The organism is Burkholderiaceae bacterium DAT-1, assembly GCA_019084025.1.
Taxonomy (GTDB): Bacteria; Pseudomonadota; Gammaproteobacteria; order Burkholderiales; family Chitinimonadaceae; genus DAT-1.
This window is the reverse complement of the sequence record JAHRBI010000006.1, coordinates 256313-269049: the sequence shown is the minus strand read 5'-3', so window position 1 is coordinate 269049 and position 12737 is coordinate 256313. Positions and strand designations below refer to the sequence as shown.

Annotated in this window: 9 protein-coding genes; 4 read left to right on the top strand and 5 right to left on the bottom strand. The window is 55.5% G+C overall.

The features are described from left to right. Positions 1 to 81: 81 nt before the first annotated feature. Entirely contained in the window at positions 82 to 1326 is a 1245-nt protein-coding gene (locus tag KSF73_14360; GenBank protein ID MBV1776897.1) for a serine hydroxymethyltransferase, read from the top strand. Positions 1327 to 1418: 92 nt separating this feature from the next. Here the strand turns inward: KSF73_14360 and KSF73_14355 are convergent, their stop codons facing one another. Further along, positions 1419 to 2192, bottom strand: a complete 774-nt coding sequence (locus KSF73_14355; protein ID MBV1776896.1) for a transporter substrate-binding domain-containing protein — start codon at positions 2190 to 2192, stop codon at positions 1419 to 1421. Positions 2193 to 2432: 240 nt separating this feature from the next. On the opposite strand from KSF73_14355, the gene KSF73_14350 reads away from it, so the two are divergent. Continuing rightward, a complete protein-coding gene (locus KSF73_14350; GenBank protein ID MBV1776895.1) occupies positions 2433 to 2867 on the top strand; it encodes a YkgJ family cysteine cluster protein in 435 nt (144 codons plus the stop codon). A gap of 13 nt (positions 2868 to 2880) precedes the next feature. Here the strand turns inward: KSF73_14350 and KSF73_14345 are convergent, their stop codons facing one another. The 4 genes from KSF73_14345 to KSF73_14330 all read right to left on the bottom strand — a co-directional run bounded on the left by KSF73_14345 (position 2881) and on the right by KSF73_14330 (position 11020). Continuing rightward, on the bottom strand, positions 2881 to 4335 hold the full coding sequence (locus KSF73_14345; protein ID MBV1776894.1) for an NAD(P)H-hydrate dehydratase: 1455 nt from the start codon (positions 4333 to 4335) through the stop codon (positions 2881 to 2883). Positions 4336 to 4820: 485 nt separating this feature from the next. Next, positions 4821 to 5663 carry a hypothetical protein gene (locus KSF73_14340; GenBank protein MBV1776893.1) on the bottom strand — a complete coding sequence of 281 codons (843 nt, stop codon included), beginning with the start codon at positions 5661 to 5663 and terminating at the stop codon, positions 4821 to 4823. 250 nt (positions 5664 to 5913) lie between these two features. Then, positions 5914 to 9342 (bottom strand): DNA polymerase III subunit alpha, encoded by a 3429-nt coding sequence (gene dnaE, locus KSF73_14335; GenBank protein MBV1776892.1) that lies wholly within the window; start codon positions 9340 to 9342, stop codon positions 5914 to 5916. An 82-nt stretch (positions 9343 to 9424) separates the two neighbouring features. Continuing rightward, complete coding sequence (locus tag KSF73_14330; GenBank protein MBV1776891.1) at positions 9425 to 11020, bottom strand: peptide chain release factor 3; 1596 nt, start codon at positions 11018 to 11020, stop codon at positions 9425 to 9427. Positions 11021 to 11307: 287 nt separating this feature from the next. Here KSF73_14330 and KSF73_14325 point away from each other — a divergent pair, with 287 nt between their 5' ends. Both KSF73_14325 and KSF73_14320 read left to right on the top strand, forming a co-directional pair. After that, complete coding sequence (locus tag KSF73_14325) at positions 11308 to 12093, top strand: ferredoxin--NADP reductase (protein ID MBV1776890.1); 786 nt, start codon at positions 11308 to 11310, stop codon at positions 12091 to 12093. 14 nt (positions 12094 to 12107) lie between these two features. After that, complete coding sequence (locus KSF73_14320; GenBank protein MBV1776889.1) at positions 12108 to 12572, top strand: hypothetical protein; 465 nt, start codon at positions 12108 to 12110, stop codon at positions 12570 to 12572. The last annotated feature ends 165 nt before the right edge of the window (positions 12573 to 12737 follow it).

The following is a 12737-nucleotide window of genomic DNA, read 5'->3' as shown; positions in this document are numbered from 1 at the left end:
TGTAGTGATTTTTTTCACGCCTTTAAGGTGAAATTGCGTGATAAAATAATGGCCTTCCCAACGTGCACAGGTTGCCGCCCCATGTTCAAGCCGCTGTCCATTGCCGAATTCGATCCTGATCTGTCCGCCGCCATTCAAGGTGAAGTTGTCCGCCAGCACGAGCACATCGAGCTGATCGCGTCTGAAAACTACACTAGCCCGGCCGTGATGGAAGCTCAGGGCTCCCAGCTGACCAACAAGTACGCCGAAGGCTATCCGGCCAAGCGTTTCTACGGTGGCTGTGAATACGTGGACAAGGTTGAGCAGCTGGCCATCGACCGCGTGAAGCAACTGTTCGGTGCCGAATACGCCAACGTGCAGCCGCATTCTGGTTCGCAAGCCAATCAGGCGGTGTACTTCTCCATTCTGAAGCCGGGTGATACCGTGATGGGGATGAACCTCGGCCACGGCGGTCACCTGACCCACGGTTCGCCTGCCAACCTGTCCGGCAAGCTGTTCAATATCGTTGCCTATGGTCTCAATGAAAATGAAGAGATCGACTACGACGATATGGAACGCGTCGCCATGGAAAAGAAGCCGAAGCTGATTATCGGTGGCGCATCTGCATTTGCCCTGCGTTTTGACTGGGCGCGCATGCGTGAAATCGCCGACAAGGTGGGTGCCTACTTTATGGTAGACATGGCCCACTATGCCGGTCTGGTTGCCGCAGGTGTCTACCCGAATCCGGTACCGCATGCGCACTTCGTGACCTCCACCACCCACAAGACCCTGCGTGGTCCGCGTGGTGGCCTGATTCTGGCCAAGGCCGAATTCGAAAAATCACTGAACTCCAATGTGTTCCCGACCCTGCAGGGCGGCCCGCTGATGCACGTGATCGCCGCCAAGGCCGTAGCCTTTAAGGAAGCGCTGCAGCCGGAATTCAAGGCGTATCAGGAGCAAGTGCTGAAGAACGCTTCCGCCATGGCCAAGACACTGGCCGAGCGCGGCCTGCGCATTATCTCCGGCCGTACCGAAAGCCACGTATTCCTGGTTGATCTGCGTCCGAAGGGTCTGACCGGCAAAGCAGCCGATGCTGCACTGGGTCTGGCACATATCACCGTGAACAAGAACGCGATTCCGAACGATCCGGAAACTCCGTTCGTGACCTCCGGCATCCGCATTGGTTCGCCGGCCATCACTACCCGTGGCTTCAAGGAAGAAGAAGCGATTCAGGTGGCCAATCTGGTTGCTGATGTACTGGATAACCCGAACGATCAGGCTAATCTGGACGCCGTGAAGGCCAAGGTACATGCCCTGACTGCTCGTTTCCCGGTATATGCCAAATAATCGCGGCGTGTATCCGTGACAAAGGGGCCACTGGCCCCTTTTCCTTTTGCTGTGTCCGGATACGATTCAATCCGGTACGACTGGCTAGCTGCTCACTTGGTTGCGCGAACTTCACTCTGATGCAGGGTCGGCAGTGAAAGACTGCGTGATGTTTGCGGGTCAAAATGCTGGCTGAGGATTTTCTCCATAGTGCCATCATCACGCATGCCTTTGAGATGGGTAATGAGTAGCTGCAAGTCTGCCTCACTGAGTGGCGGATTGAGTAGGGCCGGTCCAACATCGACCGTCGGCAACTCTTTTAGATGCACGATGAGAAAGTCATCGGCATGCGCCATCTGTTTGAGGTAGTAGCGATAAACGTAATCGTTACCAAAGGTAGCCTGAATTCGCCCGGCCTCCATCATGCGGTAGATATTTTCGACGGAGTTAACCACTACACGCTGTGCGTCAGGAATGCTGCTGATGAATTTGTCCGCCCAGTCGCCGTAGCGTGCGCCGCGCATCACCCCGAAGCGGATATTCGGATCGCTGATGCTGTGCGCCGAGATACCTTTAGCAAATTGCTTGTGCACGATCAGGTCCATGTGCGATACGAACATCGGCACAAAAATCGACCCTTTGTATAGGTTGACGACTGCCGCCGAGCTGGGGGCGACCATGGGAATCTGATTATGATCACGCATCGCCATCATGCGTGCGGGTGGAATGAGTTGCACATCGACGGGGCAAGCGCTGCGTCTGCCCAGCTCGCGATACATGTCCACGATAATACCCGCAGGCTGTCCATTCTGGTCGCGAAACACGGCCAGCCCCAGTTCAGCTGTGGCGCCCAGCATGGATGAAGGGCAGGCTGCACGTGCCGCCACGATCATTCCGCTGGCTATGCAGGTTATCCCGCACAGGTGGAGCACGCGGAGGCATGTGCGCACGAGTCCTGACCGGGGGTAGGGCAGATGCATGGTCTGGCCTCCTAACGGAATGGGATGCTATGACTGTAGTCTGCAGCGAACCCTACTGCATGGCCTTCCGCTATCTGGCAAACAGTTGGGCGGGCTGATATGGCCGGGATCAGGTAAAATGTGGTTTGATTGCCGGAAGCACACATCATGAATATCCCGATTCGCCATATTTCCAATCTTGACCGACTGGGTTCCTGGGTCAAATTCCGTCAGGAATACTGTGAGCACTGCATGGCTGCTTGTTGCGCCATGCCGGTAGAGGTACGCCTGAGCGATCTGGTTCGTCTGGGGCTGGTTGATCCTTTCGAGGCCGAACATGAAGCGCCCAAGAATATCGCCAAACGATTGGAAAAGGCGCGTGTCATCGAGCATTTCAGTCACAAAGCGAATATCTTTACGCTGGCGCGCCGCGCCAATGGCGACTGTCAGTATCTTGATCTGCACAGCCGCCGCTGCACGGTCTATGAGAAACGCCCGAATACCTGCCGCAAGCACCCCGAAGTCGGCCCTCGCCCCGGCTACTGCGCATTTCAGGCCAAAGAGGCGGTGAAGTCCATTCGTGGACTGATTGACGAGGAATGAGTGTGGATGTGCGCTAGGCGTAATCTGCCAGCAAAAAGCCTGCCTCGACCAGTACGTCGGATGCCGGGGTGACAAGGCGGGGTCTTTGGCGGAGAAGCGCATCGCTTGCCTGGCCATGGATCAGACATCCCAGATTGGCCGCTTCCCATGCGCTGCAATGCTGCCCCGCCAGTGCGGAAATGATGCCGCCCAGTATATCGCCCTGTCCAGCATTGGCGAGTGCAGGGCTGCCACTTTTATTCACGGAGAGCTGTGTTTGATGGGCGATGATGGTGCCTGCACCCTTCAGCACGACAACCGAAGCTGTTTGTCGAGCAAGCTGGCGGGCTGCAGCAAAGCGATCACGCTGAACAGTGGCGGTATCCGTTTGCAATAAGCGTGCAGCCTCTGCGGGATGCGGCGTGAGGATGGTTGCAATGCGACGTTGAACCAGTTGTTGCATGAGGTGGGAATGGCTTGCAATCAGGTTCAGGGCATCCGCATCCAGTACCAGAATGGTTTCAGCTGCCAAGGCCATTGCGACGACACGCTCAGCACCATCAAGTCGCCCCAGACCCGGCCCGACAAGCAGTACGTCAGCGATATCGGCTGCTTCTGCATGTCCGCCACGAATCATAAGCTCCGGTTGCATGCAGTCAACCAAGGGCGTGTCGCTGGTTAGGCAGTCGATCAATACTTTGCCTGCGCCCGCATGCAATGCCGCACGCCCTGCCAATAGCGCCGCACCCACCATGCCTTTGGCTCCGCCAATCACGCGGATTGTGCCAAAACTGCCTTTGTGGGAGTCGGGTTGTCGATGCAGTCTAATTGAGCTACTCACCTGGTCTGACGTGGTAACATCAGCACGCAGCGCGTCCAGCACACCCAAACCCAGATCGGCCAGATGCCGTTCTCCCACAACATTTCGTGCCGCGCCAGTCAGCAAGCCCTTGGCATGAGCGATAAAGCTCAATGTCCACGTGGCCTGAATTGCGCTGCTGTCGATATGTCCGGTATCGGCATATACGCCACTCGGCACATCCAGAGCCAGTACTGGCCAGCGGCGCGCATTCACCGCATCAATCAGGCTAGACCAGAATGCATTCAGCGGGCGATTAAAGCCGATACCAAATAGGGCATCGATTACTAAATCGGCATGGCGCGGCAGCTTGTCGGTGACTGTACCGCCCATGGCGAGCCATGCACTTTGCGCATGGGCAGCAGGTTGCGGGAGCGAGGTGGCTTGATCTGGCATCCATACAGTGACTTCATATCCTGCCGCCTTCAGATGAGCTGCCGCAGTCAGGCCATCCCCTCCATTGTTACCCGGGCCAACCAGAATCAGAATCTGGCTCCCCGCCCGGCGACGACGCATCACAAAATCGGCTGCGGCCATCCCCGCAATGGGCATTAATGCTTTGCCGCCAGCAACGGCTTCCCGCTCGATTTGCCGAATGGTGGCGACATTGAGGAATTCATCATGGTGCATGCCGGATGCTCGCCTGTGAAGGAATGATCAATCTGTCGATGTGTAAGTCTGGCATGGACACCGGTACAGGTGTCAATGAGGCAACTGTTGCGGAATTGTCTCAATAATACAAATGTAATCAGATTGGTATTCGAGTGGATTGATTGTGGTCTGATTTTTGGAGTACAGTGTTTTCACCGTTTCCGGTCAGGGGTGGCTGGAAACGCTGGATGGCTGATAGGGGCGTCATCCAGATTGCATTTGGGTTCCTCTTGTACGTTGTGACTCGGGATGGCTTAGGCCATCCCGCTTTTTTTGTGCTGTTGTGCGATTCCAGGATGCATAAAAGTGGTCTTATTCACTCACCTGAATTCAGGCCAAAGCGGCACAATTTCATGTGATCGAATACGCGATTTTTTAAAGTGGTATTGTGATCTGGATGGTATAGGCAAAAAACAGCCACCCAGACCAGATCATGGCCGAGTGGCTGTGTGTGCGTTTATCGCTTAACGCTTGATGGGTGAGAGCAACTCTGGCTGCGTAACCAGATTGCGTACGCCATGTGCGTGGTCTTCCTTAAACGCATTGGCTTTACACCAGTTACCGACTGATTCGGCATTCACTTTAATTACCTTGGGACGCACGCTCCAGCTCACCTGGAAGGGTGAGCCAGCTTCGTTGTAGGCGGGGCCGGTTGTGGAGCCAGCATAGCGAACAGGCTTGCCAGTATGGTTGGGCAGATTGATCGCCTGATGATAGCCATTGCGCTGCTCAACTTGTGCAAGCTTGCCAAAATCCTGCGCCTTGGCATCATTTACCAGCACGAGCACCTGTGCTTCCACACGCAATTGCGGGTTTTTAATGGCATCGTTCATGCATGCACCCAGGGTTGCACCGGGCGAAACTTGCGCCGAGCTATGCACGTAATGCAATTCGATGGTGTCACCGGCATTCAGACCGCCATGCTCACTCGAGCAAACATCTTGCGGTAACTTGGTGGCCTCTTCCTTGCTCAGGCGTCCTGTGTAGACATAACCAGACTGGCCGCCCTTGCCATCACCGTTACCGGCATAGCGGGTGAATTCGCCACCAGCGTGTTCGGCATTCTTATGGAAATGGATGTTGCACAGATTCATTTTCGAATACTGCGGCGCTTCGCTGAAGCGTACCGGATTGGTGCCGGCAACGGCATTGATATCACGAGGTGATTGCGGGCCGAAGCCTTTGCCTGCGGTATTTTTAGCAAGTGCATCACGCTGCGCAGCGATCACTTCATTGGCTACTGCGCCATGCTCATCGGCATGACCATCATTTGCGAGTGTGGCGACCGATGCCGCTGAAAGAGACATCAAAAAACCAAATGCTAAGACCTTCATGAACATATCCTCTAGCGAGTGAACAGAGCTATCAAATGTATAGGCTGTTTGCACGGATCTTCGTGCACTAAACCACTACCATTGGTCGACTAGCGATTTTGAGCTAGTACACGGCATGGCAAGGGCATATTTTGCACCAGAACGAGTGATTTGCAATGCTTGAGCTAGATTGGTTAGTAAATAGTTAGTCGCTATTGATGGAGGCGCTGGTTAGGCGGACATCCTAAAACAAAACCTGCACCGATTCCTTGCCTAGCCATTTGCCTAGTTCAGTCATGAGTTCTTCACGCAGCGTTACCTGCCAGCCTTCACCCAGACGAATATCGCAGCGTGCGGCGGCTTGCTGATAGCGAATATCGACCGGGCAGGTACCGCCCACATAGGGTTCGAGTAATTTGCGCAATTTGGCGCCATCGGCCTGATCTTTACTGATCGACAAACGCAGCGCTTGCGCAAAATAGCTACGCGCCTCGGCCAGATCAAACACCCGATCCGCGACAATACGCAAACCGCCCGAGTAGCGATCTTCGCTGACCTTGGCGTCGACCACCAGCAGTGCATCCTCGCGCAAGCGGTTGCGATGCTCGTCAAAGGCTTCGTTGAAGAAGGCAATTTCCAGTTTGGCCGTACCGTCATCCAGTGTTACAAATGCCATCTTGCCGCGCTGACCGATTTTGGTGCGGATTTCGGTGACGACACCGGTCAGCCACTGGTTTTCCTTGCGCGGAGCAACGCGCTGCAGGGTCTGGCGCACAAAACCGCGCACGTGGCGGGCTTGCGCTTCAAACGGATGACCAGAGAGGTAAAAGCCAATCGCACTTTTCTCTTCCGCCAGCTTGACTGCATCATCCCAGCGCTCGGTGGGCACCAGTTGCAACGCATGTTCAGGTTCGGGCTCGAGCATGTCGAACAAGCCGCCCTGACTGGCATTGGCTGCAGCTTGATCCGCCGCTTCGAGCGCAAAGCTCACGGACGCCAGCAGTCCGGCGCGATGATCTTCGATCGAATCAAATGCGCCGCCACGGATCAAAGCTTCGATCACCCGGCGATTTACCAGACGCTTATCGGTACGCTTGCAGAAGTCGAATAGATCGGTAAATGGCCCACCTTCTTCGCGGACTTTGACGATATGCTCAATGGCCGCTTCGCCGGTACCCTTGATGGCTCCTAGCGCGTAGCGGATTTCCTTGCGCGAAACCGGTACAAAACGGTAGAAGCTGGCGTTGACATCGGGCGGCAGCATCTTGATGCCGTTAAGCACCTCGCAATCGTCGTAGAACACCTTGAGCTGGTCGGTATCGCCCAATTCAGTAGACATCACTGCAGCCATATAGGCCGCGCAGTGATGCGCTTTCAGCCATGCAGTGTGGTAGGCAACGAGTGCATAGGCGGCCGCGTGCGACTTGTTGAAGCCGTAGCCCGCGAATTTCTCCATGTAGTCGAAGATTTCGTTGGCTTTGGCCTCGGGAATCTCCAGCTTGGCCGCACCTTCCACGAACATCGCCCGCTGGGCGACCATTTCCTCGACCTTCTTCTTACCCATGGCACGGCGCAGCAAGTCGGCGCCACCAAGCGAGTAGCCCGCACACACCTGTGCGGCCTGCATCACCTGCTCCTGATACACCATAATGCCGTAGGTCGGCTCCAGTACAGGCTCAAGCAGCGGGTGCAGGTATTCGAACTTTTCGCCATGCATCCGGCGGATAAAGTCGGGAATCAGATCCATCGGACCCGGACGATAGAGCGCAACGAAGGCGATAATTTCTTCGAATTTCGACGGTTTCGCCTCCACCAGCATCTTCTTCATGCCCGTGGATTCAAACTGGAATACGGCGGTGGTATTGCCGCTGGCGAAGACCTTGTAGGCGTCGGCGTCATCCAGTGGTAGCTTGGCGACTAGCACTTCTTCGCCGGTGAGCCGTTTGATATAGCGTTCGGCCAGCTCGATAATGGTCAGGTTGCGCAGACCCAAGAAGTCGAACTTCACCAGACCGATTTGTTCAACGTCGTCCTTGTCATACTGCGAGACGGGCGAGGCATCTTCGCCCGAGGCAATATAGAGCGGACAGAAATCTGTCAGCTTGCCCGGTGCAATCAGCACGCCCCCCGCATGCATACCGATGTTCCGTGTCAGATCTTCCAGCGATTTTGCCAGTTCGATCAGCTCGCCGGCATCTTCCTTTTCGATGATCTCGCGGATTTGCGGTTCCATCTCCATGGCCTGTTCCAGGCCCACGGGCTTGTTGGCCTCCAGCGGAATGAGCTTGGAGAGCTGGTCGCACAGGCCAAATGGCAGATCCAGTACGCGGCCCACGTCGCGAATCACCGCCTTGGACGACATCGTACCGAAAGTGGCGATCTGGCTCACGGCCTCGACCCCATACTTCTGGCGTGTGTATTCAATCACGCGCCAGCGATTGTCCTGACAGAAGTCCACGTCAAAGTCGGGCATGGACACCCGTTCCGGATTCAGGAAACGCTCGAACAGCAGCGCATATTTGAGCGGATCGAGATCGGTAATTTTGAGCGCGTACGCGACCAGTGAACCCGCACCAGAGCCCCGGCCCGGACCCACCGGACAGCCGTTGTTCTTACCCCAGTTAATAAAGTCCGCCACGATCAGGAAGTAGCCGGGGAAGCCCATCTTGATGATCGTATCGGTTTCGAATTTCAGCCGCGCTTCATATTCTGGGCGCTTTTCCTCGCGTTCGGCAGGATTCGGAAAGAGATGCTCCAAGCGCTCTTCCAGACCCGCCTTTGCCTCCTGCACCAGAAAATCATCCAGTGACATGCCGTCCGGTGTCGGGAAAAGTGGCAGATAGTTCTTACCCAGCACCACGGTCAGATTGCAGCGGCGGGCTATTTCGACGGTGTTTTCCAGTGCCTCGGGGATGTCCGCGAACAGCTCTCGCATCTCGTCGGGCGACTTGAAGTACTGTTCCTCTGTAAAGCGCCGCGGGCGACGCTTGTCCGCCAGCACGTAGCCTTCGGCAATACAGGTGCGGGCTTCGTGTGCCTTGAATTCGTGCGGATCGAGGAACTGGATGGGGTGCGTGGCAACGACGGGCAAGTCCAGCTCGTGCGCGATATCCAGTGCGCCCTGAATCGCAACTTCGCAACTGGCGTCACCTGTTCTCTGCAATTCCAGATAGTAGCGATCCGGGAAGAGATTGGCCCACCATTGTGCATGTTCGCGGGCTATGGCTGCCTGTCCATTGAGAATGGCCTGGCCAACATCACCCAGCTGCGCGCCGGACAGCACAATCACGCCGGTATTGTCACCTTCGGCAATCCATTCACGCTTTAGCTCGGCACGGCCACGATATTGATTCTGGCGGAAGGCGCGTGTCAGCAATTCGCACAGGCGCCCATAGCCGCCGCGATCACGGGCGATCAGCAAGGCGCGCGAGGGACGATCACGGTCTTCCGGATTTTCGATCCATACATCCGCGCCGCAGATCGGCTTGATCCCGGCTCCCCGGCAAGTCTTGTAATGCTTGACCATGCCAAACAGGTTCATGAGATCAGATACCCCGAGCGCCGGCATGCCATGCTTCACGGCACGCTTGGCTGCATCACCGAGCCGGACGATGCCGTCAGTGACTGAATATTCGGAGTGGAGGCGGAGATGGATAAAGGCGGGATGCGTCATCCACCGATTTTACCGCAGACAGGGGTGAGAGGAGAAATCCCGGCATGGCTTTGTCATGCCGGGGCAACGTAAAGCCTTGATCTTACAGCTTGGCTGCGTGTTCTCGTGTAGCGTGAAAACGGATCTTCGGCCAGCGTTCCTGCGTCAGTTCCAGATTCACGCGATTCGGTGCAAGGTAGGTGAGGTTGTCGGCCGCGTCGCGGGCCAGATTCATACCTACGGCGTTTTCGAAATCCTGCAGCATGCGCGCATCGTCACAGCTCACCCAGCGGGCGGTGTGGATCGAGCAGGACTCGAACACGGCATCGACGCCGTATTCGTTTTCCAGGCGGCTCTTCACCACTTCATACTGCAGCACGCCCACCGCGCCGAGAATCATGTCGGCGCCGGACAGCGGCTTGAATACTTGCACAGCGCCTTCTTCGCCCAGCTGCTGCAAGCCCTTTTGCAGTTGCTTCAGCTTCAGCGGATTCTTGATGCGCACGCTGCGGAACAGTTCAGGCGCGAAGAAGGGAATACCGGTGAACGCGACTTTTTCGCCTTCGGTGAAGCTATCGCCAATCTGGATATTGCCGTGGTTCGGCACACCAATAATGTCGCCGGCAAACGCTTCTTCCACCTGTTCGCGGCTGGAGGCCATGAATGTAACAACCGAGTTGGCAGCTACATCACGATCCAGACGCAGATGCTTCATCTTCATGCCGCGCTCGAACTTGCCGGAACACACGCGCAGGAAGGCGATGCGGTCGCGGTGCTTCGGGTCCATATTGGCCTGAATCTTGAATACAAAGCCGGAGAACTTTTCCTCGGTCGGATCAACCGAACGCACCGTCGCATCGCGCGGGGCCGGGGCAGGGGCCCAGTCGACCAGCGCATTGAGAATCTCGCGCACACCAAAGTTATTAATCGCGGAACCAAAGAACACCGGCGTTTGCTTGCCCGCAAGGAATCGTTCCAGATCAAACGGGTGGGATGCACCACGCACCAGTTCCAGTTCCATCCGGGTGTTTTCGATTTCCAGCGGGAACAGTTCGTCCAGACGCGGGTTGTCGATGCCCTGAATGATTTCGGTCACGCCCTGACCTGCATGATCAATACCAGCAGCGAACAGCAGAATCTCATCCTTCAGGATGTGGTACACACCGCGGAAGGTCTTGCCCATGCCGATTGGCCAGGTGACAGGCGCGCACTGAATGTCCAGCACGCTTTCCACTTCATCCAGCAGCTCCAGCGAGTCGCGCACTTCACGGTCGTACTTGTTCATGAAGGTGACGATCGGCGTATCGCGCAGGCGGCAAACATTCAACAGCTTGATGGTTTGCGCTTCTACACCCTTGGCAGCATCGATCACCATCAGGGCGCTATCCACGGCGGTCAGCACGCGGTAGGTATCTTCGGAGAAGTCCTGGTGGCCCGGGGTGTCCAGCAGGTTGATCACGTGCTCGCGGTAATCAAACTGCATCACCGACGAGGCCACGGAAATCCCGCGCTGCTTTTCGATTTCCATCCAGTCAGACGTCGCAAACTTGCCCGTCTTCTTGCCCTTCACCGTACCGGCGAGCTGAATCGCACCGGAGAACAGCAGCAGCTTCTCGGTGAGGGTGGTCTTACCCGCATCGGGGTGGGAAATGATGGCAAAGGTACGTCGCCGGGCGACTTCCTGGGCAATGCTCGACATGTCTGGCGCCAGTGGGAATAAGAAAAACGCGCCATTTTAAGGACTTGCGCTCGCCAAGTCGATGGTGGAATGCACTAACGGAGAATGATTTAACTCAAAGACAGCTTTTGTCAGATCTGTTTGAATACGAGGCTGGCTCCGCTTATATCAAATTGCAGTTTGCAAATGCCAGCAAAATCAGCCCTTTGCCTTAGCATTCTGATATGATCGCGGCCTTGTTTTGCCAGACAAACGCGACACAGCGCCGCTGGCACCGTTCGTTTACATGCTTCAAAGTGCCCAAAGACATGTCCGCTTACCCGAACTACTACACCGAAACCGTCACTTCCGTTCACCACTGGAACGATACCCTGTTCAGCTTCAAGACGACGCGTGATCCGGGTCTGCGCTTCGAAAATGGCCACTTTGTGATGATTGGCCTGGAAGTGAACGGCAAGCCGCTGATGCGCGCCTACTCCATTGCCAGCCCGAACTACGAAGAGCACATGGAGTTCTTCAGTATCAAGGTGCAGAACGGTCCGCTGACCTCGCGTCTGCAACACTTGAAGGTGGGCGATCAGCTCTTGGTGAGCAAGAAGCCAACCGGTACACTGGTGATTACTGATCTGAAACCGGGCAAGAATCTGTTCCTGTTTGGTACCGGTACTGGCCTCGCACCGTTTATGAGCATCATTCAGGATCCGGAAACCTACGAACATTTCGACAAGGTCATCCTGTTCCACGGCGTGCGCTTTATTAGCGAACTGGCCTACGAAGATTTCATCCAGAAGGAACTGCCGAATCACGAGTTCTTTGGCGACATGGTCAAAGACAAACTGGTGTACTACCCCAGCGTGACCCGTGAAGAATTCCGTACCCAGGGTCGTCTGATCGAGCTGGTTGAAAGCGGCAAGATGTGCGCCGACATCGGTATCCCGCAAATCAATCCGGAAACCGACCGCGCCATGATCTGCGGCAGCCCCGCCATGCTGGCTGACACAGCAGCCATGCTGGATCGCCTCGGTTTCAAGGTGTCGCCGCGTGTTGGCGAGCCGGGTGACTATGTGATTGAACGGGCGTTTGTGGCGAAGTAATCAAGGTTGAAGGTGTGACAATTTCCGAGTTGCAACAACTATTGGATTGCCTCAAAGGCGAAGTTGTCTTCGAAAGAAAAATCGTCGGCAATGCAATATGTCTTTGGTTTTCTGTTAGCCCTCAGTCATCCAACGCCCAATGCCTTTGGCTGGATGTACCTTGGCGATTAGAGAGTGCGGATAAAGTTGTAGCCTCCAGCTACGGGTTTCCGTGGGAGAGAGATGAGGGTGAGTCTGCGGAGCAATATCGTTCTCGCTTTGACTCTGCTTGCTCGAAGTCTAATGTTGTGAACAAGGCACAAGTAGTTGATGTAGTTGTCGATCATTTGACTCGTGATCTAACAATCGTTTTTCAAAGTGGCCTGACCTTGAAAACCTTTGTGGTCGACTTGGAAGAAGAAAATTGGCACTTTACTGATTACCGTGCCGGGAAACGATATGGTGTGTCTGTGGCTATGATTGATGTTTCAACTGTTTGAAGTAAATGCCTCCCCGCGAGGCATTTTTTTATTTTCCGGGCTATGTATTTCTTTTTTAAGGTGGTTTCGGGCTGAAATGCCTTGCCTCGGCGGGGGAATTCGGTCAGAATCCCGCCTTCGTTTTTTGCGTGTCGAACCGTGTTTCGGCATGTGAGTAGTGGACAA

What these genes read in the sequence shown, in the direction of transcription:
- KSF73_14360 (MBV1776897.1), top strand. Translation starts at nt 82, where the DNA reads ATGTTCAAGCCGCTGTCCATTGCCGAATTCGATCCTGATCTGTCCGCC.
- KSF73_14350 (MBV1776895.1), top strand. Translation starts at nt 2,433, where the DNA reads ATGAATATCCCGATTCGCCATATTTCCAATCTTGACCGACTGGGTTCC.
- KSF73_14345 (MBV1776894.1), bottom strand. Translation starts at nt 4,335, where the DNA reads ATGCACCATGATGAATTCCTCAATGTCGCCACCATTCGGCAAATCGAG.
- KSF73_14340 (MBV1776893.1), bottom strand. Translation starts at nt 5,663, where the DNA reads ATGTCTCTTTCAGCGGCATCGGTCGCCACACTCGCAAATGATGGTCAT.
- dnaE (MBV1776892.1), bottom strand. Translation starts at nt 9,342, where the DNA reads ATGACGCATCCCGCCTTTATCCATCTCCGCCTCCACTCCGAATATTCA.
- KSF73_14330 (MBV1776891.1), bottom strand. Translation starts at nt 11,020, where the DNA reads ATGTCGAGCATTGCCCAGGAAGTCGCCCGGCGACGTACCTTTGCCATC.
- KSF73_14325 (MBV1776890.1), top strand. Translation starts at nt 11,308, where the DNA reads ATGTCCGCTTACCCGAACTACTACACCGAAACCGTCACTTCCGTTCAC.